Source organism: Mesorhizobium sp. YC-39, from assembly GCF_025753795.1.
In the GTDB taxonomy this organism is placed as follows: domain Bacteria; phylum Pseudomonadota; class Alphaproteobacteria; order Rhizobiales; family Rhizobiaceae; genus Mesorhizobium.
This window is the reverse complement of record NZ_JAOWPS010000003.1, coordinates 221,716-246,942: the sequence shown is the minus strand read 5'-3', so window position 1 is coordinate 246,942 and position 25,227 is coordinate 221,716. Positions and strand designations below refer to the sequence as shown.

Genomic DNA, 25,227 nt, shown 5'->3' with positions numbered 1-25,227 from the left:
CTACCAGGAATTGGTCCCAAAGAAGGCCTCGATCCAAGGTTGGATGGCTCCGATCGGGCAGCATTTCGGCGACGACGCAGGCTTTTTCATCTGTTCGGCTGATGCGCCGGAGCGTGGAAGAGACATAGATTGAACGCTGGTCCCTACCGACCCCAACAGACCCAGCTCGCTAGCTGTCCCCCGCTGGCGCGCCTTTCAAGCGCTGTAGATCGGGCAGGGGGCTAAATCTGCCCGCGCCTCTTCCCGAGGTGCGGGCTTTTTGTGTTGTGGATATCATACTGCACAACGATTGACTCTCACCCCGTGCCGAAAAGAATGAGGGCTCCAATCGGACAGGTCTCATGCATTCTACCTTCGATACATCCGCATCGCTCGCCAGCGCCGAAGTCAGCAGCTTCGTTGTCCTGGCGCCGTCTGGTACGGAATTCCGCTCCCAGGCCGCCTTGCGCGAGGTCGAGTCGTTCCTGAAGGGATGCTTCCCGAAGCTCGATTTCTACGCCAATGGCGACGGTTTGCCTTTCGAAGGCGACTACAAAGTCCTGCCGATCTGCGGGGTCGCGGACGAAGACCCCATCCTCGTCCTTCCCGATCGCGTTTTGATGCGTGGCATAGTCGCCGCGTTGAAGGGTTTCCGTCCTGGCCATTCGCCAACGCTGCATTAATGCATCTCGCGTAGAGCGACGCCCTTGTGATCCCAGCGATCATCGCGAGGGAACGATCAGAACTTGTAGCTCAGGTTTACACCCATCCTATGCAGCTTGACGTCCTGGTCACGGTCGAGAAAATCGTCCGGCGCATCGTAATGTTCCTTGCCGAAATCGTAGTAGCGGTACTGGGCGCCGACGACGAACTTGTCGGTCAGGGCAAAGTCGACGCCGGCGCCGATCGTCCAGCCAACATTCGTTTCCGTTTTGGCAAAAGCTGTGCCGGCATTTTGTGACGTTTCGATGCCGGCAAAGGCGAGGCCGCCAATACCGTAGACCAGCACACGGTCCATGGCATAGCCGGCCTTGGCGTTGACGGACCCGAACCACTTGATGTCAGTGCCGAATGAATTTCCCGGCTCTGCCTCGGAGCTGCCGTCAATCGCGGAATAGTTGAGTTCGGCCACAGCGCCGATCACCGCCTGATCGAACTGCCAGAGGCCGGCGACATGGCCGCCGATGAAGCCGCCGTCGAGGTCCGGCGCCGCAGAAAATGGCTCGCCTTCCATTCCCCTTATTTTGGAGCTGCCCCATCCATATCCGGCCTGCAGACCGGCATAATAGCCTGTCCAGTCGAAGCCGGGCGCGGTCATAGGCAGGTCGGTCATCGGGTCGGCGGCGAATGCCGGCCCGGCCAGAGCGATCAGAAACCCGGCACTTGCGAGCGTTAGGCGGCGCATCGAGCTCCCCGAACGTCGATCCAGAACAATCCTTCAATTGAAAGTAGCGTGATTTGCCGCAAAACGGAATCGCATTTGTTCCAGGACCGATAGCGACGCTTCGCCGGGCTTGAAAAAGGCGCACCCTTATTTGGCGTCGATGAAATCGAGCACCGACTGGCTGTATTCGTCCGGCGCCTGCAGCATGGCGAAATGGCTGGCATTGGGCAGGATGATCTCCTTGGCGCCAGGGATGGCCGAGGCCATGTAGTCGGTGTGGGTGCGCTTGATCGCTTCGTCATGGTCGCCGGCGACTATGGCCGTCGGCGTCGTGATCTTGCCGAGTTGTTCCTTGGTCCAGGCCGGTTGCGTCTCCCACATATGGCTGATCTGGGCGACGAAGGCGTCATATTCGCCGGGTGTCTTGGAAAGCCGGGCATAATCCTTGCCGGAACGCTCGATATAGGCGCCGAACGTCTTGTTCGTCATCACGCCGGGATCGAGACCGTCGGTGGTGACGTTGGCCGCTTGCGCATACAGCTTGGTCAGCCGCTCGGGATGATGGAGCGCGATGTCGATGCCGATAATGCCGCCGTCGCTCCAGCCGACCAGCGTCGTCTTGTCGATCTTCAGATAGTCCAGCAGAGCCAGATAGTCCGATGCCATCAAATCGTAGCCAAAAGGCTGCTCGGTGCGGGTCGAACGGCCGTGGCCGCGGCTGTCGGCGACGATCACCTTGTGGGTTTTGGACAGGGCAGCCACCTGGCTCGCCCAGATGTCGGCATGGCCGAGGCCACCATGAATGAGCAGGACCGGGTCGCCGGTGCCAAACACGGCATAATACATCTGGATGCCGTTCACCGGTGCGTAACCGCTTTGCTCGGGCTTGGGCATGGTCGTGGGCTCGGGCAGTGTCAGCCAACGTTCCTCGGCGGATGCATGGCCGGCAGAGATCAGGAACAGGGTAACGAAGCCGAGCGCTTTCAGGAACCGGGTCATGGCTTTCCCCCAGGAGATTTCGCAGGTCGATCTAACATCGTTCTCGATCAGCGAGTCAACGAACGACGGTTTCTCTCCGGCGGCTTGGAACGAAAATTCAGTTCGCGCCATGGTGCCCGCCGAAAGGATTTCGTCCGGAGGCGCGAAGTCAAAGTGAAGGCCGCAAGCAATCCGCCGTTCCACACTGGTCAAAACCACATTGGCTTGGCACAGTCGGGCAAACAGGAGTCCTTCATGGCAAAGAAGCCGTCCGCGACCGCGACGAAACCCAGGCCCTGGCCCGAGATGGCGACGCATCTGGTCGATGTCGCGATGGGGCGCAAGCCCGCCGACCTCGTTATCCGCAACGGGCGCTGGGTGAACGTCCATTCCGGCGAGATCATTGCCGGCACCGACATTGCCATTGCCGGCGGCCGCTTCGCCTATTGCGGGCCGAATGCCGGCCATGCCATCGGCCAGGGCACGAAGGTGGTCGATGCCGGCGGGCGCTATCTGGTGCCCGGCCTTTGCGACGCGCATATGCATGTCGAGAGCGGCATGGTGACGGTCACGGAGTTCTGCCGCGCCGTCATACCGCACGGCACCACCTCGATGTTCATCGATCCGCATGAGATCGCCAATGTGCTGGGCTTGCCGGGTGTGCGGCTGATGCATGACGAGGCCGTCGCCATGCCGGTCAACGTGCATGTGCAGATGCCGTCCTGCGTGCCTTCGGCGCCGGGACTGGAACATGCCGGCGCCGAACTGACGGTCGCCGACGTCGCCGAGGCGATGACCTGGGAAAACATCATCGGGCTTGGCGAAGTGATGAATTTTCCCGGTGTCGTGGCCAACGATCCTGTCATGTCCGGCGAGATCGCCGCGACGGTGAGGGCGGGCAAGACGGTCGGCGGTCACTACGCCTCGCGCGATCTCGGCCCGCCGTTCCATGGCTATGTCGCCGGCGGACCCGAGGATGATCATGAAGGCACGCGCGCCGAGGACGCCATAGCTCGGGTGCGCCAGGGTATGAAGGCGATGCTGCGGCTGGGCTCGGCCTGGTATGATGTCGCCTCGCAGATCAAGGCGGTGACGGAAGGTGGCATTGATCCGCGAAACTTCATCCTGTGCACCGACGACAGCCATTCCGGCACGCTTGTCCACGAAGGCCACATGGACCGGGTGGTCCGCCACGCCATTCAACAAGGCCTGAAGCCGGTCACGGCGATCCAGATGGCGACGCTCAACACCGCCCAGCATTTTAGGCTGGAGCGCGAGATCGGTTCGATCGCGCCGGGCCGGCTCGCCGACCTGTTGATCGTCTCCGATCTGGCTGCAATGACCATCGACGAGGTCTATGCTCGCGGCGTCAGGCTGGCCAAGGGCGGCAAGCTCGAAGTCGACATTCCGGCCTATGATTATCCCAGAACGGCCAAGAACACCGTCAAGCTCGGCAAGAAGCTCAAGGCCGAGGATTTCGACATCGCTGCCCCCAAGGGCGCCAACGAGGTGCGGGCGCGCGTCATCGGCGTGATCGAGAACCAGGCGCCGACGCGGGCGCTGGAGGCCGATCTGCCGGTGGAAGACGGACTGGTCGCCATGGATCGCCGCAACGATGTCTGCCAGATTGCGCTGGTCGAGCGCCACAGGGGCACGGGCGGCGTTACCAACGCGTTCGTCTCCGGCTTCGGCTATATGGGTGACTGCGCCATGGCCTCCAGCGTGGCGCATGATGCGCATCACATCATCGTCGTCGGCACCAACAAGCAGGACATGGCGCTGGCGGTCAATCGGTTGGGCGAGGTCGGCGGCGGCGTGGTGCTGTTCTCCAAGGGCAAGGAACTGGCGCTGGTCGAAATGCCGATCGCCGGGCTGATGTCGGACGAGCGCGCGGAAATCGTCGCGGCCAAGGCGGAGAAACTCACCGACGCGATGCGCAAGATGGGTTGCTCACTCAATAACGCTTACATGCAGCATTCGCTGCTGGCCCTGGTCGTCATCCCGGAACTGAGGATTTCCGATGTCGGCCTGATCGACGTGACGACCTTCCAGAAAGTCGACCTGTTCGTCTGAAATCAGTACCCTCGAAGATCAGCCGGGGCGCGAGACATTCTGAGCAAACATCACGCGATGGCCGTCCGGTGTCCGCACCCCCATCTCGCGCATGTCCCAGGGCTGCGTTGTCGGCGGAAAAAGAATGTCGGCGCCACGCTCGCTGATGTCCCGGTGGAACAGATCGATGGCGTCGACCTCGATATAGCCAAAATACTGGTGGTCGCCGAGATCGCGGGGCGGGATAGCGTCCGGGCAACTGCCCAGGCGGATCAGGCATCCGTCGCGCTGAACGAAGACCCAGCCTTCGGGTTCGAGGATCCTGGCAAAGCCCATGACGTCCACCCACCACTTTGCCGTGGCGTCGGCGTCCGGCACCGCCAGCACAAAACTCGTATGGAGAAGGGCCATGGCATGGCTCCCGTTGCTATCCGCCGGTCGCTATGGTCAGCACCTTGAACGGCGTAGTGATGACGATCTCGGCAACGGAACCAACGGCCTTGCCGAGGCCCTGGCCGAGATTGTTGAGCTGTGTCGGGTCGGGTTCGTCCGAGGCCAGGCCGGCCGGAGCGCGCAGGCGGTCGCCGAGCAATTGCACCAGGATCGGGTTGTCCGCGAACTTGGCATGGTTCAAACGGTCGCCACCCTTTGCCTGAGTCAGGTCGACCACCGATACGCCGTAGCTGGCAAGGTCGGCCGCATCGCCGTAGTCGCCGACGCGCGGCTTGTCGCCCGAAATCAAGCTGGACAGCTTGAGCGCCCGGTCGTCCCCCGAAAGCAGGATGGCGAACGGCTTGTCGGGCTTGCCGTAACGGATCATCTGCTTCTTGAACACGTCGACATCGATGTCGGGCGAGGCCAGGATGACATAGCCGAGCTTGCCGCCAAGGTCGCGGTCGCCGGTGATGGCAAGCTGGCGCAGCGCCTCCATCGTCACCCAGGTTCCCATCGAATGGGCGATGATGTCGATGCTCTTGACCCGCGTCTTGGCCAGCATCCTCAGCGTCGCCTCGAGGTCGTCGCGCGCGGCGTTGGCGCTTTCCTTGTCGTAGATATAGCCGGTGGTCTTGGCGCTCGACGCCCAGGAGAACAGCACCGGCGTGCCGGGATATTTGGTGTCGTGCGCGATCTGCGTCAGCCGGTAGATGCCGTCGTCGAAGCCATTGTTGAAACCATGCACGAAAATCAGCGCGCGGTCGCCGCTCGTGGCGATGTTGGCGCCGACTGCCTTGGCGAATTGCGGAGCGCCCTCGTAGTAGGTGACGGCGGTGGCGGTGAAATCCTTCGCCGGGTTGCTGTTGGCGGAGCCCTTGGCGCGCTCGATGGCGCCGACCTGATGAATCTTGGGAACGGTCACATCGACGCTGGCATAGCTGGTGGTCAGCGAGCGATCGCCGTCGAATACCTGTCGCGGGTCCTTGGTCGCCTTCTGGCGGGTGGTGGCTACGAAAATCTCATGCGTGGCCGCGATGTCGGAGGCCGGCGCCGCGATTGTCGTCTTGTTGAGAAGATCGTGTGTATTCCGGCCGGCGCAGCCGGTGACAGCGAGCGCGAACGCAACGACGATGAAAATCTTCGAACGCACGGTCACGCTGGCTCCGCGAAAGGACGTCAACGGCGTGACGTCTTTGGCTGTTTCGATAAAGGCAGCGGCCAGCCCGGTCCAGTTGAAAGTGATCCGATAGTGCGGCAATCGTGAACGCTCAGGGCGCAAGCCTTACTGCGTGAGCAGGTTGATGCGGTCGGTCACTTCCCGGTCGCTGGCAAATCCGTCATCCTGGCGCAGCCGCTGCCCGATCATTTTTACCAGCTCCGGATTGTCGGCGAACTTGTTGTGGTTGAAGCGATCCGATCCCTTGACGCTGGAAAGGTCGACGACGGTCACGCCGTAGGAGGCAAGATCAGCGGCATCCTTGTAGTCGCCGACGCGCGGCCGCGAGCCGGCGATCAAGCCGGAGAGCCTCAACGCCCGGTCGTCGTCGGACAGCAACAGGATGAACGGCTTGTCCGGCTTGCCGTAGCGGCGCATCTGGCTCTTGAACACGTCGACGTCGATGTCGGGCGAGGCCAGCACCACGTCGCCGAGCTTGCCGCTGAGATCGCGGTCGCCGGTGATGGCGAGCTGGCGCAGCGCTTCCATGGTGACCCAGGTTCCCAGCGAATGCGCCACGATGTCGATGCGCCGTGCGCCGGTCTGCGCGAGCATCCTCAGTGTCACCTCCAGTTGATCGCGGGCAGCACTGGCACTTTCCTTGTCATAGACATAGTCGGTGGTCTTGGCGCCCGAAGCCCAGGAAAACAGCACCGGCGTGCCGGGGTAGCCGGAATCGTGGACGATCTGGGTGAGGCGGTAGACGGCACTGTCGAAGCCGGTGTTGTAGCCATGGACGAAGACCATGACGCGGCCGCCGCGCGCCGCGATGTCGGCGTTGAGCGCGCTGGAGAATTGCGGCTGGGTATCGTAGCCGACGACCTCGGAGGCCATGAAATACTTCGCCGGGTCGTTCGACTTGCCGCGTGAGCGCCGTTCGATCTGGCCGGTCTGGTGGATTCCTGGTACGGTGACGTTGACACGGGCGTAGTTCAGCGTGGCCGAGCGCTCGCCGTCGAAAACCGTGTTGGGGTCGTCGGAGCGCTTGCGCGTCGTGGCGATGAAGATTGAGTGGTTGCCGGCGATTTCGGTCACCGGTGCGGACACGATGGCGCTGCCGAGCAATTCCTCGGTTTGTCGGCCACCACAGCCTGCTACCAGCAAGGCCAGCGCAAAAATGCAAATCGTCTTCAAAGGCACTTAAAATTCCAACTCCGCCAGAGGGCCACCCACCTCCGCGACATCTCCCGGACAGCCGAAGTGCGGCAGAAGTAAGTCGTGTCCAGCGGAAATCTGATCAGCGTCTGGCGACGGCCATCGCGGTGTTGCGCGAAAGCCAGAACGGCGGCAGGAAACCGCGGTCTGCCTCGATGCCGATGCGACAGGCATGAACAAACGCCTCCAAGTGCTTGCAAGGATTCCGCGAATGTCCCGTGGCGGGCATGCGTGGATCGTCGGGGCGATGGCGTAGGAAGCCTGGATATGCCATAGGCAGGGATCAAACGCGGGCAATTTGTGCCAGGTTTTGCGGCCACAGCGTCGTGGCAAGCCAATTGCTCGCTGCGTTGCCTACAGTCGGAATGCGATCCGGGATGATCTTGCCATGAATAGTTTCTCCTCCCGCGTCGCTGTCGCCGCTGCCGCGATCCGGCAGATTTTCCCGGAGACGCCGCTACAGGAAAACGACTATCTGTCGAAGAAGACTGGCGCGCGCATACTGTTGAAGCGCGAGGACCTGTCGCCGGTCCGCTCCTACAAGATCAGGGGTGCTTTCAATTTCTTCCGCAAGACGCTCGCCGCCGGCAACGATGCCGAGCTGTTCGTCTGCGCCTCAGCCGGCAACCATGCGCAGGGCTTTGCCTTCGTCTGCCGCCATTTCGGCAGACGAGGCGTGGTCTTCATGCCGGTGACGACGCCGCAGCAAAAGATCGACAAGACGCGGCTGTTCGGCGGCGAATTCGTCGAGATCAGGCTGGTCGGCGATTTCTTCGATGACTGCTACCGTGCCGCCTTCGAATTCACCGAAAGCGCCGGCGCGCATATGGTGCCGCCCTTCGACCACAAGGATATCATCGAGGGACAGGCGACCGTCGCCTACGAGATATCAGACCAGATGCCTGGCGCGCGCATGCCTGATATCATCATGCTGCCGGTCGGCGGTGGCGGTCTGGCCGCGGGCGTGACGCATTATTTCGCTGACCAGCGCCGCGACACGCGCTTCGTGTTCTGCGAGCCGGCCGGCGCGCCAAGCCTGAACGAAAGCCTCGCCACCGGAAAGCGTGTCAGGCTCGCCAAGGTCGACAATTTCGTCGATGGCGCGGCGGTGGCCGAGATCGGCCGCGAGCCGCTGCGCCATCTCAAGGAATTTCCTGCCGAGGCGGTGCGGCTTATCCCGGAAAACCGGCTCTGCGCGACCATGATCGAGATGCTCAACGTCGAAGGCGTGGTGCTTGAGCCGGCCGGTGCATTGGCGATCGACGCGCTGAAGGATTTTTCGAAGAAGGAAATCAGGGGCAAGACCATCGTGGCGGTGGTTTCGGGCGGCAATTTCGATTTCGAGCGGCTGCCGGACGTCAAGGAAAGGGCGCTGCGCTTCGAAGGGTTGAAGAAATACTTCATCATCCGTTTTCCGCAGCGGCCGGGCGCGTTGCGCGACTTCCTCGAAATGCTGGGACCCGACGACGATATCGCCCGCTTCGAATATCTGAAGAAATCGGCGCGCAATTTCGGCTCGGTGCTGATCGGCATCGAAACCAAGGACCGCCGCAATTTCGATCTGCTCAAGGCGAATTTCGACGCCGAGGGCGTTCAGTATCAGGACATCACCGACAACGAGACGCTGGCCGGGTTCATCATATGAGCAGCCGGGGAAAAGTCTTTGTGGCGCTGTTTTCCGGCATCAATGTCGGCGGCAATCGCATCGTCAAAATGGCGGAACTCAGATCGTTCTTTGGAGAACTCGGCTTTGCCGATGTCGCCACCTATGTGCAGAGCGGCAACGCCGTTTTCCGGGCGCGAAAGGGCGGCGCCGCCAGTCTGACCAAACAGCTGGAAGCCGCCTTCGAGAAGAAGTGGGGGTTCCACTCGCGCATCATGGTGCGCGACCTCGACTGGTTCGAGCGGCTGGTGGCCGAAAATCCCTACCCGGACGTGGCGGGGAATCCGACAAAGCTACACGCCTATGTGCTGGAGCGAGAGCCGACCAAGGAAGAGATCGCGCGGCTCGCTGAGAAATGCACCGGTCCCGAGAGCTTCGAGATCAAAGGCGACGTGCTTTACCTGCACGCGCCGGACGGACTCGGCAAATCGGTTTTCGCCAATCTCATCCCACGCACACTGAAGGTGCCGGGCACCGCCCGCAACTGGCGCACGGTCCTGACGCTGCTGGAAATGGCCGGCCAGGCCGGCAGCAATTGAATCAGGCCGCTTACGCTGCCTGAGCGCGTTTCCAGTCGAAGGTCAGTTCTTCGCGAAAGGCAAAGCGTTTGATGTGGTCGGCGACGACCGTTTCCAGGCGCTCGATCGAGCCGGCTTCATCCGATGTCACCGCGATATGCAGGGCACTTGCGTCGGCGTCCAGAACCATGCGGCCGAGCGAGAGTTCGATAGTCCCATGGTTCGGGTCGAACTCGACGGGAAATTTGTGCGCCCAATGTTTGCAGAGCTGCTGCAGGTAGCGGCTGGCATGTTCGGTGGCGACATCGGCATGGCTGGTCGGCACGATGGATCTCCTGGGCGCGGCAGGCCCGTTACGCGCTATGGCGCCAACTTTGAGAAGCAGGCGCCGTGCCGGAGAGATAGGAATCGCTCCGGCAAACGCCATAGCTGCTCCCGATGAGGTGATCGCCTACCAGGCTCCGGTGTTGGCCATCGAGGCCCAGGGCTCTGCCTTGGCCTTTGGCGGGCCTTTTTGCAGCAGCTCGATCGAGATGCCGTCAGGCGACCTGACGAAGGCCATGTTGCCGTCGCGCGGCGGCCGGTTGATGGTGACGCCCTTGTCCATCAGTCGCTGGCAGGTGGCGTAGATGTCGTCTACCTCATAGGCGAGGTGGCCGAAATTGCGGCCGCCCTTGTAGTCTTCCGGATCCCAATTGTAGGTCAGCTCGATCAGCGGCGCCTTGTCGGCAATGCCGCTTTGCTCGTCTTCGGACGCGGCAAGGAAGATCAGCGTGTAGCGCCCTTGTTCGTTTTCGTGGCGGCGCACTTCCTTGAGGCCGAGCTTGTTGCAGTAAAAATCGAGTGATGCATCGATGTCGGCGACGCGGACCATGGTGTGGAGGTAGCGCATGTGATTTCCTCGAATTGTTGCGTTGCGGCGGAACATAGGGGCGGTCCGGCCAAAGGGCAATCGCCGCAACAAATCGGGTATTCCTGTATTGAACCGTGAAAAAAGGCACGTCAGGTCTTGCACTCCTGGGAAGCCGCAGTGTTAATCTCATGTCAAGAATCAGTTGTGGTGTTCTTGGCAAAAGGGGGCGTTCTTATGGGGGAAAAGGCCTCTTTCATGGGGCGAGACGGAACTGGTAGCGACGCCTTGAATCGGGACGAGAGGGGCGACGCGGCCGATCTCGTTGAAATTGCGGGCGCCATCAAATGGTTCGACGTGGCCAAGGGCTACGGGTTCATTCTCCCGGATGACGGCATTTCAGGCGATATCCTCCTTCACGTGACCTGTCTTCGCAAGGACGGCTTCCAGACGGCGCTGGAAGGCGCGCGCGTCGTCTGCCTCGTCAAGCAGGGCGAGCGAGGCTTGCAAGCGTTCCGCGTGCTCTCCATGGATGTCAGCACGGCGATCCATCCCGCTGAAATGCAGGATCAGCGCACGCATGTCTCGGTCACGCCGGAAAGCGGTCTCGAACGGGCGCTGGTCAAATGGTTCAACCGGACCAAGGGGTTCGGCTTCCTGACCCGGGGCGAGGGCACCGAGGATATTTTTGTCCATATGGAGACGCTGCGTCGCTACGGCATCACCGAGCTGAGGCCCGGTCAGGTGGTGCTGGTCCGTTTCGGGCGTGGCGACAAAGGCCTTATGGCTGCCGAAATTCACCCGGATATGGGTACCTTGCCGGTCTCGCATTAGGACGATTTCCGGCCGAGGACTTTGAATGGCTCACAGGAACTGGCTGACGGCGGGCGCATTCTGCGCCGCGATTGCCGTCATCGTCGCCACCGGTGCTTTCTTCTATTCGCAGCAGCCGACGTCGGCGGACGGCCGGGCGATGGTCCTTCCCGTCGATCCGCAGCCGCTGATCGCGGTGACGAAAGGCGGCGAACGCTCCTTCTCCATCGAGGTCGCCGACACCTCCGCCGAACGCGAGGCCGGCCTGATGTTTCGCGAACAGATGGCCGACGATCACGGCATGTTGTTCGTGTTCGAGGCGCCGAGGGAGGTGAATTTCTGGATGAAGAACACGCCGCTGCCGCTCGACCTGATCTTTGTCGGCCAGAACGGCAAGATCCGCTCGATCAAGCAGGGTGAGCCGCAGTCCGAGGCGATCATCTCGTCCGGCGTGCCGGTGCGCTTCGTGCTCGAGCTCAAGGCGGGCACCGCCGCCAGGGAGGGCATCGAATATGGCGACCTGCTGCGCCACCCGGCAATCGGCCGGGCGCCGGGTGACGGCATGCCGCCTTCGAACAAGGGCGACGCGCCCAATGTCGGCGCCAACTGATACGGACTCCAATGCAGTTTTTCTCTCATGACGGGTTCGATCTCGCCTTCCTCGACCGACAGCCGGCATCGGGCCAAGGCGATCCGGTGTTGATGATCCACGGCTTTGCTTCGAGCCACTACGTCAACTGGGTGTCGCCCGGCTGGTTCAAGACCCTGAACGATGCAGGCTACCGCGCCATCGCCTTCGACAATCGCGGCCACGGCGCCTCGTCGAAAAGTTATGACGAAGCAGCCTATACGCCGGACCGGATGGCGTCGGACGCCGCGGCCCTGCTTGACCATCTCGGCGTCGAACGCGCCCATGTCATGGGCTATTCGATGGGCGCGCGGGTGTCGGCGTTCATGGCGCTTTCCAACCCGGACAAAGTGGCGACGCTGGTGTTCGGCGGCCTTGGCATCGGCCTGGTCGATGGCGTCGGCGACTGGGATCCGATCGCCGATGCGCTGCTGGCCGAGGATCCGAGCACGATCAGCCATGCGCGCGGCCGCTCGTTCCGCGCCTTTGCCGACCAGACCCGAAGCGACCGGCAGGCGCTCGCCGTCTGCATCGTCGGTTCCCGGGCATCGATGAGCGAGGACGACGTCGCGCGCATTGCCCAGCCGACCCTGATTGCCGTGGGGACCAGGGACGACATCGCCGGCTCGCCTGACGAACTGGCCGCCTTGATGCCGAACGCTAGGGCTTTCCACATCGAGGGCCGCGACCACATGCTGGCCGTCGGCGACAAGAGCTTCAAGCAGCGGGTGCTGGAGTTCTATGCCGAAAATCCGCTCTGACGAGTGATTGCATGAAGCAGTGCTGGTCGAAGTGCCACAAGCCGCAAAATCCCCACGCCTGAGACATTCAACTTGCATGGTCGATCTTCTCGTCACCTACATGGAGATGACCGAGCCGCCTTCTGGTGACGGTCTTCTCGCCCCCGCACAGGACGCCGCCGTTGCCCGCGAAATGCTTGATGTAGCCGATTATATCGGTCTCTACCGCGCGGTTGGCGAACCTGTGCAATGGGATCAGCGGCTGCGCCTGCCATCTGAGGAGCTCGAGCGCCTTCTCGCCAGCCCGTCGACGCATGTCCATGTCCTGCGCGTCGACGGCGAGGCTGCTGGTCTGTGCGAATTCACCGGCGTTGGCCAGCCGGTCGTCGAACTCGCCCATTTCGGACTGGTTCCCGCTTTCCAGGGCCGCAAGCTCGGGCCGTATCTGCTGTATCGGTCTCTCCGTGCCGTCTGGTCATATGCGCCGGAGAAAATCTGGCTTCACACCGACACCCACGACCATCCGGTCGCGCAATCGGTCTACAGGCGCGCCGGGTTCAAGGCCTATGCGCAACGCATGGAGACTTTTCCGGATTAATGCATGTCGCGCAAAAGTGTGCAGCGGTTTGCGATGACGACATGCATAAAAACAATAACCTGAAGCGCGTCGAATGCGGCCGGTCAAACGCGACGCGCTTTAGGAGTCCAGCCCGAGTGCCCTGAGCGACCGTGCCATATTTTGCCTGGCCTGCGGCTCGAACCGCTGCCGGAATTCCTCTGTGTGGAAAATATGCGGGCGGGCGAGGAAAGTCTTCAGGACCGCGCCGCGGCCGGCGCGCCACATCGGTTCCTCGACCCAGCCATACTCCTGACGGACCGCTTGTTCATAGGCGTCAAAGGCATCCGGCGCCGCACCCAGGACCGCCAGGTCCATATCGAGGAAAAACGCTGCGTCGCGGACGAAATTCTCGTCTCCACGGCTTTGAAGGCTGCGCAGCTCATGCGTGGCGGTGGCCGATATCATCGCCGCGATGCGTTTCATGCGCTCCGCATTGGCGCGGCCGGCGAGTTTTGTCTCGGCAAGCGCCGCACTCCTGGTCTCGTTGTCCTTGGCCCGGCTGTCGTAGATGGCATCGTGGAACCAGATTGCCGTTTCGACCGCTTCAGGGTCGTGCAGCGACGCCCGATAGTCCCCGGCCAGCGCCAGCATTGCCTGGATATGGGCGAGGTTGTGATAGTGACGGTCCTTTGCCCGATAGAGCGCGGAAAGCTCGCGTTTCAGCGGTTCGTCGATCAAGGGTTCGTTTTCCATGGCCGCTTGATTTTCCGTGAACCAAATCCATTTGACAAAGCACTAAGGAAAATTGAGTTCACCCGTGCTATGATCTGGCTTATAGGTGCGGCCGGAGAATAGGCAAGCCGGCAGTCCGGAGAGTTTCGATGAACAGCATTACCATTGCCCGCCCCAGCATGGTGCAGCCGATCGATCCGATCTGGCGCTCGATCCGTGATGAAGCAATGGAAGCGGTCAGCCGCGATCCGCTGCTGGCGGCGTTCCTCTATTCGACCATCCTCAACCAGGAAAGCCTGGAGGAAGCGGTCATCCATCGGCTGGCCGAGCGGCTCGACCATCAGGACATCGGTTCCGATCTCATCCGTCAGACATTCAAGGCGATGGCGGCCGACGACAAGGACTGGTCGACGACCGTGCGCGTCGACATCCAGGCCTATTACGATCGCGATCCGGCCTGCGACCGCTTCATCATGCCGGTGCTCTATTTCAAGGGCTTTCACGCCATCCAGACCCATCGTCTGGCGCATTGGCTGTGGAACCAGGGCCGCAAGGATTTCGCGCTCTATCTGCAGAGCCGGTCGTCCTCGGTCTTCCAGACCGACATCAACCCGGCTGCCCGCATCGGCAAGGGCATTTTCCTCGACCACGCCACCGGCTTTGTGGTCGGCGAAACCGCTGTCATCGAGGACGACGTGTCGATCCTGCACGGCGTGACGCTGGGCGGTACCGGCAAGGCAGGCGGCGACCGTCATCCCAAGATCCGTCGCGGCGTGCTGATCGGCGCCGGCGCCAAGATCCTCGGCAACATCGAGATCGGTCATTGCTCGAAAGTCGCGGCGGGCTCGGTCGTGCTGTCGCCCGTGCCGCACAACAAAACGGTTGCCGGCGTGCCGGCCCGCGTCGTTGGCGAGACTGGCTGCGACCAGCCTTCGCGGCAGATGGACCAGCTTTTGCCGTCGCAGTCGATGGAGCATGTCGTCAGCTTCGACATCTGACGTCGGGCGCAGACCTGCGGCTGAACCCGGTTGTCCGCGCTGGGGGCGTCAGCTTCTCTCGCCGGCTTGCCTTTACATCGCCATTGTCGGCGTGCCAGAAGCGCGTCTCTAATGCATGTCGCCCAAAGTGCGCAGCGGTTTTGGGACAACGACACGCACAAAAACAAGATTTAAAGCGCGCCGCACGGGTCTCTTGAGACGCGGCGCGCTTTAGCAAGCCCGACGATCGGAGAGAACTGTTGAAGCCGGACGAAATCAGAAAGCTGGATGCCTATTTCAAGCGCGTCTTCCAGAATCCCAAGCTCGAGGTGAAGGCGCGGCCGCGCAAGGACGATTCGGCCGAGGTTTATGTCGGCGACGAATTCCTCGGCATCGTCTTCAAGGACGAGGACGACGGCGACTACAATTTCTCGATGGCGATCCTCGACATCGATTTGGGTTGAGCCCGGCTGCAGGCGGCCGGACCCTTCCGCCGACTTGCCCTAATGCGCCGCGCTAATGCCCGGTCTTCAGGATACGCGTGGCCTCGGCGACGATCGCCTTATCGAGCGCCTGCCAGTCGCCCAGAAATTCCTTGGGAAAGCGGTAGGTGAGGCTGAGATTGTCGCCGACCTGGATGTCGCGTTCGCAAGGCGCCAGCGATTCCGCCGCACTCGGTCCGCTCAGGCAACGCGCCACGAACGGATCCTTGCCAGGGCGGTTGGCGACCGCCAGCACCTCGTTGAGATAACCTGATTTTTCGGTGAAACCGTGGAGCGTGGTGCCGCCCGGGCCAGGTGTGCCGGGCTGCGCGATCAATGCACTGTAGATCGGCGCGAAACGGCCGCTCATGTCGCGCGACATCATCTGCTGCTCGAACGACAGGAAGATGATGTCCCCGCCGGGCCCGGTATGGTTGAAATCGTCGCGCGCGGCAGTGCTGTAGCCGTCCATCTCGGGATAGCGCAGATAGAGGTCGAGGCGCGAGGCGATGCCGTCGCGTCGGGCCTGGTCGAAGCGGATGAAATTGGCGGACACGGCGATGACATTGTTGCCGATAACGACCTCATGGATCGTGGTGTCGTCCGTATAACCGGCCATGGCGATAGAGCGGCCAAACCATTTGCCGCCAAGGCTGATCGCCACCGAAAGCAATGCCAGCGTCGCGAATGCGTAGAACACCCGCTTCATCAGTGTGGAATCGACAACAGTGAATTGCGGGCCCTCAGTGGCGGCTGCTTGCTTCATCACGATCCCCGACATCGGCCATCTGCCCCAAGGTCCCCCTTTGGGTGTCCTAGGACGGCACATCAGGCGCGGCATGGCTCTTGCAACGCGCCTGTCGAACGCGACTGTGCGATTTCATGGTAAATGGAAGGTAAAGATGAGTCCGGTCGAACACACACTCTTCGCTTTTATGTTTGGGCTGACGGCGTGCGGCCTGGTCGGATCGGCAATGGAGCTGATGGCGGGCCGCCGGCTTGCCTTTGCCGAACCCTATGTATCGCCGAAGCATATGCTGCGCTCGCTGGTCGCGACGGCCTGCGCCGGTCCCCTGATGTTTACCAACGACGCCCTGGACGCATGGCGGGAAGGCCGCATTTCGGCAATGTCGCTGATTTCCTGTGGCTGCACCGCGACGATCTGGGCCTTGGCCTTGGGCATCGCGCTGATCGACATTGCGTCCCGGGCCGGCACGCTTCTAGTCTCTGCGAACACTTAGTGCATGTCGCGCAAAAGCATCCCCCTGGGCTTGACCCGAGGGTGTGCACCGGTTTTGCGATAACGACATGCATAAGCTTAGTGAGAGACGATTCGGAGGCGAAAAATGCCGCTCTATGCGATCGACGGAAAGGCGCCCGGTTTTGAGGACGCGGACAGCAATTGGATCGCGCCCGATGCGACGCTGATCGGCGATATCAGGGTCGGCCGCAATGCAGGCTTCTGGTTCGGCGTCGTCATTCGCGGCGACAACGAGCCGATCGTCATCGGCGCCGACACCAACGTACAGGAACACACGGTCATGCACACCGATCCAGGCTACCCCCTGACCGTCGGGCAAGGCTGCACGATCGGCCACCGCGCGCTGCTGCATGGCTGCACGATTGGTGACAACAGTCTGATCGGCATGGGCGCCATTGTGCTCAACGGCGCGAAGATCGGCAAGAATTCGCTCGTCGGCGCCGGCGCGCTGGTCACCGAAGGCAAGGAATTCCCTGACAATTCGCTGATCGTCGGCTCGCCCGCGCGCGTGGTGCGGGACCTGGACGATGCCGCGGTTGCCAGGCTGCGCGGCTCGGCCGCGCACTACGTCGCCAACGCCAAGCGCTTCAAGGCGGGGTTGAAGAAGGCGTAGGCTAGATCCAATGCCGTTCCACAAAACAGCGGAGCCGGCCCGGGGACGGGGCCGGCTCCTAACCCGGTCGTTGGGGACGGGGAGGGTGGGGACTCGACCGGGTTTTTGCGTCGCGTCCTTCTAGCGGACGCTGGCGACCGCGTCGGAGCGGCCGTCGTTGATCGTTACCCAAACGCCCGAATTCTGGCTCGATTGGCGCTTGAGGTAGGTGTAGTCGGTGGCGGTCCAGGGCAGCACCTTGGACTTCAGATTGTCGAGGATGAACTCGCCGAGGCTGGTGCGCACGGTCAGCACCGCGTGGCCGTCGCCATTCTGCTGGCGCGCCACCGTCATCAACAGATCGCCGGCCGGGACGCCGATAGCCATCAGCTCGCGGCGCTTCTCCAGCGCATAGTCCTCGCAATCGCCGAACCCGCTGTCGGGGAAGGACCAGACTTCTTCCTTGCCCCACAGTTCCATGTCGGTGCGCGGCTCGATCCTGGTGTTGACCGAATTGTTGATGCTCACGATCTTCGCCCACAGCTTGCGGGTCAGCTCGATCGGCGCCTGCTTCGGCGTCCTCTGGCTGCATTCCCGCGGCAGCTTCTGGCAGAACTCGTAATGACCGACCGGCTGTGTGGTGCGGCCGCCGGTATGCATGAAGGCAGGTCCCGCTGCCTCTGCTGTCCCCCAGGCGGAAAGCTGCAGCGCCATTGCCAAGAGCAACAGCTTGCCCCTCGTCTTTATCATTGTTTAGTCTCCCCGTTTGAGGAGACAATGACACGGCTGGATTTATTCGACGCAAAAGAGCGGAGTAGATATTAAGTAAAACGCCAGTAGAATAAACATAAAATTTGAATCATTTGAGTAATGATATTATCAGGCATTCCTGGCCGGGTCGTATTCGCTGCCTCGACCGAATTCGCTCCGGTTTTTGGGAAAGTCCCGAAGGCGAACAAAAGGACAGAGCGCCGGCAAGCAGACCGCTTCGGCCGGCGCCGGCCAACAAAAAACCGGCCGAAATGGGCCGGTTCGGTTCGCGCAAGTGTTGCTGTCCTTCAGATGCCGGGTGCGTTGAACTCGGAATCGAGTGTTTCCGGCCGCTGGATGACCGCGAACTCGATGGCCACGCCGTCCTCGAAGTGCCGCACTATCTGGCCGCGCATCGTGCCCAGCGTCACCTGGACGCCGATCGCCGGCTTGACGTCGATTTCGATCGCTGCGCCAGAAAGCGACAGGTCGATGATGCGGCACTGGTACTGGCGCCCGTCGGTAAGCTGAAGCACGCTTGTCGGATTGCGCGGCGCCACGCGTTCATGACGACGGTCTTCCGGCAGGTCGAGCTCGTGCTTGTTGGCGAGCCAGGTCAATTGCGCGGCGAGCTTGTCCTTCTTGCGCTCCGACGCGATGACGGTCATCGCGAAGCCATCCTGCAGGGTGCGGGTGACGACGCCCTCTATGCGGCCGATATGGTCGATATAGGCGATGACTTTCTCGCCCGGCATGCCGATGCGCTCGCAGCGAAACGATACATTGCCAGGCGACATGTCGACCACCTGGCACGGATATTCGGTGCGATCCTCCAGCATGAAGCGTCCGTAGATCTTCACGCGGACGCGCTGAAAGTTACGCCTTTCGGCTTGGGACGGCGCGGATTCGACCGCCGCTGACCTCATGACTGCCTGCACCCCGTTTGGCATTCCGCGCGTGATGCGGGAATTTCATGGAAAACTACAGCAAAGCAAGTTAACAAAGGGGAAAGCCTGCCCCCGTTACTTTAAGATTATTCCTCGCGCCCGCCGTCGAAAACGACGAGATGACGGATGCGGCGCGCGTGACCCAGCGCCGAAATCGTCTCTGGCGGATCGAGCTCCAGGGGAGCGAGCGAGGGTACGTCGATAGCCGGCCTGTTGTTTAGGAACGCCGGTTCCTTCTCCGGATCGACGACGCGGATCGAATCGATCAAGGCGTCGGCGATCGGATCGGCACCCAACCAGAAGGGCTTTTCCGCAGCACTTATCACGCCAAGGCAGCGCGGATTTTCGATGCCGCCGTCGAGCGGCAGGGCGAGCAGTTCGAACTTGTTGGAGCGGCCGTTGCGGCTGAACCCCACATAGGTGACGAGCACCACGGATTTCTGATCGAAGACGCCATCGATCAGCCTTGCGACGAGCCGCCGGTCCTTATCACGCCATAGTGAGGGAAAGGAAAACCCTTTCAGCTCACGGCCATAGACCGCGCAAAGCCGGGTGCCGGCGAGCCGGAATACCGCTTCGCCACGCGTATCCTTTTCCAGGATGAACGTGTCGGCCAGCAGCGACTTGATGTCGGCGGGCTCGACTTCCGAGCGTTTCGGGGCAGGGCGTCCGTCACGCAGTCGGTTCCAATAATGGAACAGCGTGATCGATCCGTTCTGGTTCATGCTATGCAGCTCCGCGCATTCTGTCGTCTGATGTCCCATCGGTGAACAGAAGGGGCGCCCTCCGATGACCTACATGCGTTGCCGAGCAGGATGCGTGCCAGCGTCGTTAACACTTGTTCACGGGTCGGGGCCGTTAAGGTTAACAAGTGGTTTACGTTGCGTCCGGACGGGGCCTGTGGCACACCAAAACCACTCCAGAAGCGGTCGTTTCGCGACGATCGGCAGCAACTTCAGTCAAGAGTTTTGGGGGTCGGGGGACTCGACCAGCCGTTCAAGGGAAACCTTGGACGGCTTCTTTTTGATTCGCGCCCGTTTTTGATTCGCACCCCCATTGGGGTCGCGGGGACGATTCGCCGTTTGTGATTTGGCCGGCCGTGGCCTAGATGCTCGCGAAGTCGAATCCTGGGACCGAGTGCAAATGAGTGAACCAGTAAGCCCATCGGACATCGAGCAGGGCGAACCGCGCGAGCCGGAGGAGCAGCGCCGTGAACCGGTGTTCAATCTGCCGCCTATTGTGCTGGCGGTGATCGTCATCTGCGTTATCGTTTACCTGATCCAGGCCTATGTACTGACCGACGAGCAGGACCTGTCGCTGCTGATCCGGGCTGCCTTCATTCCGATCCGCTATTCCGGTCGCTTCGACCTTGATTTCTATGCATTTTCGAGCCCGTTCACCTATGCCTTCCTGCATGGCGGCTTTGCCCATCTCGCCATCAACATGGTGTGGCTGGCCGCTTTCGGCTCGCCCCTGGCAAACCGCTTCGGCGCCCTTCGCTTCAGCCTGTTCTTCGCCGCGACGGGATTGGCGGCGGTGGTGCTGTTCTGGGCCGTGCATCCGCTCGGCCAGGCGCCGCTGGTCGGCGCGTCGGGCGCGATATCGGGCATGATGGGGGCGGCCGCCCGCTTTGGCTTCCGCATCGACCGATCGTCAGGCAAGGCCGCCTTCGCCGGAGCGCCGCTGCCGATGGCCGAGGTGTTCCGCTCGCGCGGGGTTGTAACCTTCCTCGCGGTCTGGATGGTGATCAACCTCGTCACCGGCCTTATCGGCGCACCCGGAGTCGATGGCCAGATTGCCTGGGAGGCCCATATTGGCGGCTTCGTCGCCGGCTTCTTCGGCCTGCGGTTTTTTGATCGGCGTCAGCAGGCGGACGAGTTCACGGTCTGAGGCCCGCGCGCACTTGAAATGCAACGGATCACGGCGCACGATGTCCACTACAATGTGAAAGCCGGCCAGGGCAGGAGCCGGCAAGTAAAGCTGAGGAGGACGCCATGACTGTTAAGGCAATTCTCGAGAAAAAAGGCCATGACGTGTTGACGTGCGGGCCAAACGAAAAGCTGAGCGAGGCCATTCGCATTCTGACCGAACACAGGATCGGCGCGCTGGTCATCACCAATGGCGATCACAAGATCGTCGGCATCCTTTCCGAGCGGGACGTCGTGCGGGTGCTTGCCAAGGAAGGTGCGGCCGCACTCGAAATCGCTGTGCGTTCGGCGATGACGCCCAAGGTGAAGATCTGCAATGAGAACCACACCGTCAACGAGGTCATGGAGATCATGACCAGGGGCCGTTTCCGCCATCTGCCGGTGGAAAAGGACGGCCTGCTCGACGGCATCATCTCGATCGGCGACGTGGTGAAGCGGCGCATCGAGGATGTCGAGCGTGAGGCCGAGGAGATCAGGGCCTATATCGCCACGGCGTAAAGCTGCGAAAGAAACCCGCCGACCGGATGTCGGCCGGCGGAGTTGCCTTTACTTATTGTCGAGTTCGGCGCGGACCAGTTCGAGCCCGCGCCGGGTGATGCGGTAAGGTCCGCCGCCTGACGAGGAAACCGCCTTTTTGCGCCTGAGTTTCCTGAACAGATTGAGATCGACGCCCGGATAGCGCCAGCCATCGCGGGTCAGGCATTGGACGGAATTGATCCGCTTCTTCTCGTTCTTTTCGATTTCGATGCGCCCGCCCTGCGCAAGCAGGTGCAGGATGCGCTGTTCGCTGCGCGAAATGTCCATGTGATAGAATTCCCGGGAAAACAACAAAAGCCGCCGCCGCGAAGCTTCGCGGCACGGGGTTTCAGGTTTTCTGCCCTGCCTCGCTAAGAGGTCAGGGCCTTACCGGGACTGTGCGTAAGTGGACATCCACTCTCCATTGGGATGAGCGGCATATAGGCGAAAGCGGCGGAAAACGCCAGCCTGCGGCTTTACGCTTGTCTCGCGGAACGGTTTGCACTAGCGAAAGTCGAGATGTTGTCGTTTGCATTCTGCAAACAAAGGCACCCAATCGATACGCAGCCGAGTTCCCATGACCCTCATCGATACCCGCACGCCCGACGCCAAACGCCTGATTCCTGGCGCCACTGGTGACTGGGAAATCATCATCGGCCTCGAGGTGCACGCGCAGGTGACCTCGGAGGCAAAGCTGTTTTCCGGCGCCTCGACGACTTTCGGCGCGGCGCCCAACGCCAATGTCAGCCTGGTCGACGCGGCGATGCCGGGCATGCTGCCGGTGATCAACGAGGAATGCATCAAGCAGGCAATCCGCACCGGGCTGGGGCTTAGAGCGGAGATCAACCATAAATCGGTCTTCGACCGGAAGAACTATTTCTATCCCGATTTGCCGCAGGGCTATCAGATCTCGCAGTTCAAGCAGCCGATCGTCGGCGAGGGCAAGGTGATCGTCTCGGTCGGCCCCGACCGGCAGGGTGAGTTCGAGGACATTGAGGTCGGCATTGAGCGGCTGCATCTGGAGCAGGATGCCGGCAAGTCGATGCACGACCAGCACCCGACCATGTCCTATGTCGATCTGAACCGTTCCGGCGTGGCGCTGATGGAGATCGTCTCCAAACCGGACATGCGCTCCGCCGACGAGGCCAAGGCCTATGTCACCAAGCTGCGCACCATCGTGCGCTATCTCGGCACTTGCGATGGCAATATGGACGAAGGCTCACTGCGCGCCGACGTCAACGTCTCGGTGCGCAAGCCCGGCGGCGAATTCGGCACGCGCTGCGAGATCAAGAACGTCAACTCGATCCGCTTCATCGGCCAGGCCATCGACTATGAGGCGCGCCGGCAAATCGCCATTCTCGAGGATGGCGGCAAGATCGACCAGGAAACGCGGCTGTTCGACCCCAACAAGGGCGAGACGCGCTCCATGCGCACCAAGGAAGAGGCGCATGACTATCGCTATTTCCCGGATCCGGATCTTTTGCCGCTGGAGTTCGACCAGGCCTATGTCGACGCACTGGCGAAAGACCTGCCGGAGCTCCCGGACGACAAGAAGGCACGGTTGATCGCCTCGCTGGGGCTCTCGACCTATGACGCCTCGATCCTGGTGTCGGAAAAGGCGATCGCCGACTATTTCGAGAAGGTGGCCGCCGGTCGCGATGGCAAGCTCGCCGCCAACTGGGTCATCAATGATTTTCTGGGTGCTCTGAACAAGGCTGGAGAAGACATTGAAAACGCACCGGTTTCGCCCGACCAGCTCGGCGCCGTCATCGACCTGATCAAAGAAGGCACCATCTCAGGCAAGATCGCCAAGGATCTGTTCGAGATCGTCTGGAACGAGGGCGGCGACCCGCGCCAGCTCGTCGAGAGCCGTGGCATGAAGCAGGTCACCGACACCGGCGCCATCGAGAAGGCGGTGGACGAGGTGATTGCCGCCAACCCGGACAAGGTCGAGCAGGCGCGCGCCAAGCCGACCATGGCCGGCTGGTTCGTCGGCCAGGTGATGAAGGCGACGGGCGGCAAAGCCAATCCCCAGGCGGTCAACGACCTCGTCAAGGCCAAGCTCGGCATCGAGTAGGGCAATGTTCGTCCGTACTGCCAGCGAACGCGATCTGGTGGCCATCCGGGCGCTGCTGGTCGAGACATGGCACGCCACCTATGACGCCATCTACGGTGCCGCCAAGGTCACCGAGATCACGGACGAGTGGCATTCGATCGCCTCTCTCAAGGCGCGGTTGACCCGGCCGAACTCCGAATTCCTGGTGGCGGACGATGGCAAGCGCATCGGTGGCATGGTGTTCGCCGCCGCCACCACCGACCAGAAGATCGTTCTGTTGAACCAGCTCTACGTGCATCCGGACTATCAGAGGCGAGGGATCGGCCGCATGCTGCTGGAAGAGATCGAGGCCAGCTTTCCGGAAGCGAGAACGCTGCGTGTCGAGGTGGAAGAAGCAAATGCGCCAGCCATCGCTTTCTACCGTGCGCAAGGGTTTCTGACCGCCGGCAACACTGCCGATTGCGGCGGCGGCTCGGGGCTACCGGCGTTGATCTTCGAAAGACCACTCGGATAGGTCGTTCGGTCGATCATCTGGCACGTCTCACCAGTAGGCTGGAACGGTTCTCGCCATTCTCTCAATGCTGTCCCTTGAGGACGACAAAATAGTCACGGTCCACGCGAAGGCGGAATGCGATCTGCTCCGATGTGCCGGGATCTTTGCGGGATTGCTCGATGACATAGCCGCCCGGATGGGAGCGAAGCCATTCCTGAGGATTGTCGATACGTTCGAACGGCCTCTCAATCCGGGCAAGGAAGCCTATCTCGGCCTGGTAGTCGAAGTCGACGGCCCAGTCCGCGTCCTTTCGCTGGTCGATGAAATTCGCCAGCGGCATGAGATCGTAACGTTTGAAGGCGGTGGCGGATGCGATTGCATGCCCGACGCCGAATATGGCGAGCATGCAAAGGGCCGCCCCCTTGATACTGGCGAGCGGCACTTCCGCCATGAAATATCCGAACACGATCGTTGCCAGAGGCAGGACCGGAACCAAGTAGTGCGGCTGCTTGCCGGATATCGCGCTGAAGATCAGCACGATGGCCACGAATGACATCGTCAACAGTCGCAGTGCCGGCAAGTCCTTTGACCGGGTCTCTATCAGACCACGTATTCGCGTCGGCAGTTGCAATCGCCAGACATGCGGCACGAAAATCCATGGAATGAACAGAAGCGGCATCAGCAGGATGTAGAAATAGAACGGCCGGCTATGGGAATCATGCAGCTTGCCAGTGACGCGCCCCGCCGACTGGTTCCAGACGAGGTCGTAGACGAAGTTACCTTTCGTCAGGATGGTCGCCGGCACCAGCCAGATCGCCACCGGAATCAATGCGACGAGAATGGCTAGGCCTGCTCCCGCCAGGAATTTCGGCGTCGTCAGTCCGCCCTGGCGATCACGCCAGAATGGATAGAGCAGAACGGGCGTGCCGACATGGATGAGCACGACAGGGCCTTTCGCCAGAACGCCCAGTCCGATGAACAATCCCGCCAAAACCGCCTGCCAGCGGTTGCCGCTCCTGGCAAAAGCCAGAAGCGACAACAGCGCTGCGAGCACGCAGGCCGTCAGCAGCATGTCGAACAGGATCAGCGTCGAGTAAATGACGAAGACCGTGCTTCCGGCGACCAGCCAGGGGAGGCGGGTTGCGATGTCGTCGCGACCGGGAAACAGCGCCCTTGCAAGCAATGTCGTCAGCCAGATAACGAGCGACGATGCGGCGAAGATGACGAGCATCGCGGCGATCCTGCTGGCGCCGAAAATGGTCCAGACCAGGTCGACGAGCCAGAACAGCAGCGGCGGTTTCTGCAGATAGGGCGCGAAATTCATCGTCGGAACGAAGATCTGTCCGCTTCGGTACATCTCCCAGGTGACGCTGAGATATCGCGTTTCATCGACAGGCAGCAGGGGCCGGAAAGCGACCGCAAAGCAGATCAGTGCAAGCAGGAACAGATAGGGGAGCAGCCGCTCGACTTGTGCCGGTATCAAGATTGAGGATCCGCGCCAGAAAATCGTCTCTTTCCAGCCA

The 25,227-nt window shown here is 61.6% G+C and carries 30 protein-coding genes; 16 read left to right on the top strand and 14 right to left on the bottom strand.

Annotated features, from left to right (window positions below; translation table 11 throughout):
• The first annotated feature begins 341 nt into the window (after positions 1-341).
• Positions 342-662, top strand: a complete 321-nt coding sequence (locus OHD62_RS17915; RefSeq protein WP_263784196.1) for a hypothetical protein — start codon at positions 342-344, stop codon at positions 660-662.
• Between the two features lie 56 nt (positions 663-718).
• Here OHD62_RS17915 and OHD62_RS17910 read toward each other — a convergent pair whose 3' ends face one another.
• Together OHD62_RS17910 and OHD62_RS17905 are read right to left on the bottom strand one after the other, a co-directional pair.
• Entirely contained in the window at positions 719-1,384 is a 666-nt protein-coding gene (locus OHD62_RS17910) for an outer membrane protein (RefSeq protein WP_263784195.1), read from the bottom strand.
• Positions 1,385-1,510: 126 nt separating this feature from the next.
• Positions 1,511-2,362, bottom strand: coding sequence for an alpha/beta fold hydrolase (locus tag OHD62_RS17905; protein ID WP_263784194.1), 852 nt, complete (start codon positions 2,360-2,362; stop codon positions 1,511-1,513).
• A gap of 234 nt (positions 2,363-2,596) precedes the next feature.
• Between OHD62_RS17905 and ade the strand changes: the two genes are divergently transcribed.
• Positions 2,597-4,414 carry an adenine deaminase gene (gene ade / locus OHD62_RS17900; RefSeq protein ID WP_263784193.1) on the top strand — a complete coding sequence of 606 codons (1,818 nt, stop codon included), beginning with the start codon at positions 2,597-2,599 and terminating at the stop codon, positions 4,412-4,414.
• A gap of 18 nt (positions 4,415-4,432) precedes the next feature.
• On the opposite strand, the gene OHD62_RS17895 is transcribed toward ade, so the two are convergent.
• The 3 genes from OHD62_RS17895 to OHD62_RS17885 all read right to left on the bottom strand — a co-directional run bounded on the left by OHD62_RS17895 (position 4,433) and on the right by OHD62_RS17885 (position 7,184).
• On the bottom strand, positions 4,433-4,804 hold the full coding sequence (locus OHD62_RS17895) for a bleomycin resistance family protein (protein ID WP_263784192.1): 372 nt from the start codon (positions 4,802-4,804) through the stop codon (positions 4,433-4,435).
• Between the two features lie 16 nt (positions 4,805-4,820).
• The gene (locus OHD62_RS17890) at positions 4,821-5,984 is read right to left on the bottom strand and encodes an alpha/beta hydrolase (RefSeq protein WP_263786709.1); all 1,164 of its coding nucleotides are present in this window, start codon (positions 5,982-5,984) and stop codon (positions 4,821-4,823) included.
• Positions 5,985-6,110: 126 nt separating this feature from the next.
• Positions 6,111-7,184 carry an alpha/beta hydrolase gene (locus OHD62_RS17885; RefSeq protein ID WP_263784191.1) on the bottom strand — a complete coding sequence of 358 codons (1,074 nt, stop codon included), beginning with the start codon at positions 7,182-7,184 and terminating at the stop codon, positions 6,111-6,113.
• 403 nt (positions 7,185-7,587) lie between these two features.
• Between OHD62_RS17885 and ilvA the strand changes: the two genes are divergently transcribed.
• Together ilvA and OHD62_RS17875 are read left to right on the top strand one after the other, a co-directional pair.
• Positions 7,588-8,844 (top strand): threonine ammonia-lyase IlvA, encoded by a 1,257-nt coding sequence (ilvA, locus tag OHD62_RS17880; RefSeq protein ID WP_263784190.1) that lies wholly within the window; start codon positions 7,588-7,590, stop codon positions 8,842-8,844.
• On the top strand, positions 8,841-9,401 hold the full coding sequence (locus OHD62_RS17875) for a DUF1697 domain-containing protein (protein ID WP_263784189.1): 561 nt from the start codon (positions 8,841-8,843) through the stop codon (positions 9,399-9,401). Before ilvA ends, OHD62_RS17875 begins: the two co-directional genes overlap by 4 nt.
• A 10-nt stretch (positions 9,402-9,411) precedes the next feature.
• Here the strand turns inward: OHD62_RS17875 and OHD62_RS17870 are convergent, their stop codons facing one another.
• Together OHD62_RS17870 and gloA are read right to left on the bottom strand one after the other, a co-directional pair.
• Positions 9,412-9,705, bottom strand: a complete 294-nt coding sequence (locus OHD62_RS17870) for a DUF2218 domain-containing protein (protein WP_263784188.1) — start codon at positions 9,703-9,705, stop codon at positions 9,412-9,414.
• A gap of 126 nt (positions 9,706-9,831) precedes the next feature.
• Positions 9,832-10,272, bottom strand: coding sequence for a lactoylglutathione lyase (gene gloA, locus OHD62_RS17865; protein ID WP_263784187.1), 441 nt, complete (start codon positions 10,270-10,272; stop codon positions 9,832-9,834).
• A gap of 195 nt (positions 10,273-10,467) precedes the next feature.
• Here gloA and OHD62_RS17860 point away from each other — a divergent pair, with 195 nt between their 5' ends.
• From OHD62_RS17860 to OHD62_RS17845, 4 genes are all read left to right on the top strand, one after another.
• The gene (locus tag OHD62_RS17860) at positions 10,468-11,064 is read left to right on the top strand and encodes a cold-shock protein (protein ID WP_412177392.1); all 597 of its coding nucleotides are present in this window, start codon (positions 10,468-10,470) and stop codon (positions 11,062-11,064) included.
• 25 nt (positions 11,065-11,089) lie between these two features.
• Positions 11,090-11,653 (top strand): DUF192 domain-containing protein, encoded by a 564-nt coding sequence (locus tag OHD62_RS17855; protein ID WP_263784185.1) that lies wholly within the window; start codon positions 11,090-11,092, stop codon positions 11,651-11,653.
• Between the two features lie 11 nt (positions 11,654-11,664).
• A complete protein-coding gene (locus OHD62_RS17850; protein WP_263784184.1) occupies positions 11,665-12,432 on the top strand; it encodes an alpha/beta fold hydrolase in 768 nt (255 codons plus the stop codon).
• A gap of 76 nt (positions 12,433-12,508) precedes the next feature.
• Positions 12,509-13,009, top strand: a complete 501-nt coding sequence (locus OHD62_RS17845; protein ID WP_263784183.1) for a GNAT family N-acetyltransferase — start codon at positions 12,509-12,511, stop codon at positions 13,007-13,009.
• A gap of 99 nt (positions 13,010-13,108) precedes the next feature.
• Here the strand turns inward: OHD62_RS17845 and OHD62_RS17840 are convergent, their stop codons facing one another.
• The gene (locus OHD62_RS17840; protein ID WP_263784182.1) at positions 13,109-13,723 is read right to left on the bottom strand and encodes a hypothetical protein; all 615 of its coding nucleotides are present in this window, start codon (positions 13,721-13,723) and stop codon (positions 13,109-13,111) included.
• A 128-nt stretch (positions 13,724-13,851) separates the two neighbouring features.
• On the opposite strand from OHD62_RS17840, the gene cysE reads away from it, so the two are divergent.
• Both cysE and OHD62_RS17830 read left to right on the top strand, forming a co-directional pair.
• Positions 13,852-14,700 (top strand): serine O-acetyltransferase, encoded by an 849-nt coding sequence (cysE, locus tag OHD62_RS17835; protein ID WP_263784180.1) that lies wholly within the window; start codon positions 13,852-13,854, stop codon positions 14,698-14,700.
• 239 nt (positions 14,701-14,939) lie between these two features.
• A complete protein-coding gene (locus OHD62_RS17830) occupies positions 14,940-15,143 on the top strand; it encodes a DUF3126 family protein (protein ID WP_263784179.1) in 204 nt (67 codons plus the stop codon).
• A gap of 52 nt (positions 15,144-15,195) precedes the next feature.
• Here OHD62_RS17830 and OHD62_RS17825 read toward each other — a convergent pair whose 3' ends face one another.
• Positions 15,196-15,927, bottom strand: a complete 732-nt coding sequence (locus tag OHD62_RS17825; RefSeq protein WP_263784178.1) for a hypothetical protein — start codon at positions 15,925-15,927, stop codon at positions 15,196-15,198.
• A 73-nt stretch (positions 15,928-16,000) separates the two neighbouring features.
• Between OHD62_RS17825 and OHD62_RS17820 the strand changes: the two genes are divergently transcribed.
• On the top strand, positions 16,001-16,402 hold the full coding sequence (locus tag OHD62_RS17820; protein ID WP_412177391.1) for a DUF6949 family protein: 402 nt from the start codon (positions 16,001-16,003) through the stop codon (positions 16,400-16,402).
• A 105-nt stretch (positions 16,403-16,507) separates the two neighbouring features.
• The gene (locus OHD62_RS17815; protein WP_263784177.1) at positions 16,508-17,035 is read left to right on the top strand and encodes a gamma carbonic anhydrase family protein; all 528 of its coding nucleotides are present in this window, start codon (positions 16,508-16,510) and stop codon (positions 17,033-17,035) included.
• A gap of 120 nt (positions 17,036-17,155) precedes the next feature.
• Here OHD62_RS17815 and OHD62_RS17810 read toward each other — a convergent pair whose 3' ends face one another.
• From OHD62_RS17810 to OHD62_RS17800, 3 genes are all read right to left on the bottom strand, one after another.
• Positions 17,156-17,764, bottom strand: coding sequence for a transglutaminase-like cysteine peptidase (locus OHD62_RS17810; RefSeq protein ID WP_263784176.1), 609 nt, complete (start codon positions 17,762-17,764; stop codon positions 17,156-17,158).
• A gap of 308 nt (positions 17,765-18,072) precedes the next feature.
• Complete coding sequence (locus OHD62_RS17805; RefSeq protein WP_263784175.1) at positions 18,073-18,690, bottom strand: PilZ domain-containing protein; 618 nt, start codon at positions 18,688-18,690, stop codon at positions 18,073-18,075.
• 107 nt (positions 18,691-18,797) lie between these two features.
• Positions 18,798-19,436, bottom strand: coding sequence for a PAS domain-containing protein (locus OHD62_RS17800; RefSeq protein WP_263784174.1), 639 nt, complete (start codon positions 19,434-19,436; stop codon positions 18,798-18,800).
• 418 nt (positions 19,437-19,854) lie between these two features.
• Between OHD62_RS17800 and OHD62_RS17795 the strand changes: the two genes are divergently transcribed.
• Positions 19,855-20,601 carry a rhomboid family intramembrane serine protease gene (locus OHD62_RS17795; protein WP_263784173.1) on the top strand — a complete coding sequence of 249 codons (747 nt, stop codon included), beginning with the start codon at positions 19,855-19,857 and terminating at the stop codon, positions 20,599-20,601.
• A 104-nt stretch (positions 20,602-20,705) separates the two neighbouring features.
• The gene (locus tag OHD62_RS17790; protein ID WP_263784172.1) at positions 20,706-21,137 is read left to right on the top strand and encodes a CBS domain-containing protein; all 432 of its coding nucleotides are present in this window, start codon (positions 20,706-20,708) and stop codon (positions 21,135-21,137) included.
• A gap of 48 nt (positions 21,138-21,185) precedes the next feature.
• On the opposite strand, the gene OHD62_RS17785 is transcribed toward OHD62_RS17790, so the two are convergent.
• Positions 21,186-21,443: a YjhX family toxin gene (locus OHD62_RS17785; protein WP_263784171.1), complete on the bottom strand. Its 258-nt coding sequence runs from the start codon at positions 21,441-21,443 to the stop codon at positions 21,186-21,188.
• A gap of 289 nt (positions 21,444-21,732) precedes the next feature.
• On the opposite strand from OHD62_RS17785, the gene gatB reads away from it, so the two are divergent.
• Complete coding sequence (gene gatB / locus OHD62_RS17780; protein WP_263784170.1) at positions 21,733-23,232, top strand: Asp-tRNA(Asn)/Glu-tRNA(Gln) amidotransferase subunit GatB; 1,500 nt, start codon at positions 21,733-21,735, stop codon at positions 23,230-23,232.
• A gap of 4 nt (positions 23,233-23,236) precedes the next feature.
• The gene (locus tag OHD62_RS17775) at positions 23,237-23,725 is read left to right on the top strand and encodes a GNAT family N-acetyltransferase (RefSeq protein ID WP_263784169.1); all 489 of its coding nucleotides are present in this window, start codon (positions 23,237-23,239) and stop codon (positions 23,723-23,725) included.
• 61 nt (positions 23,726-23,786) lie between these two features.
• Here OHD62_RS17775 and OHD62_RS17770 read toward each other — a convergent pair whose 3' ends face one another.
• Entirely contained in the window at positions 23,787-25,187 is a 1,401-nt protein-coding gene (locus OHD62_RS17770; RefSeq protein ID WP_263784168.1) for an ArnT family glycosyltransferase, read from the bottom strand.
• Between the last annotated feature and the right edge of the window lie 40 nt (positions 25,188-25,227).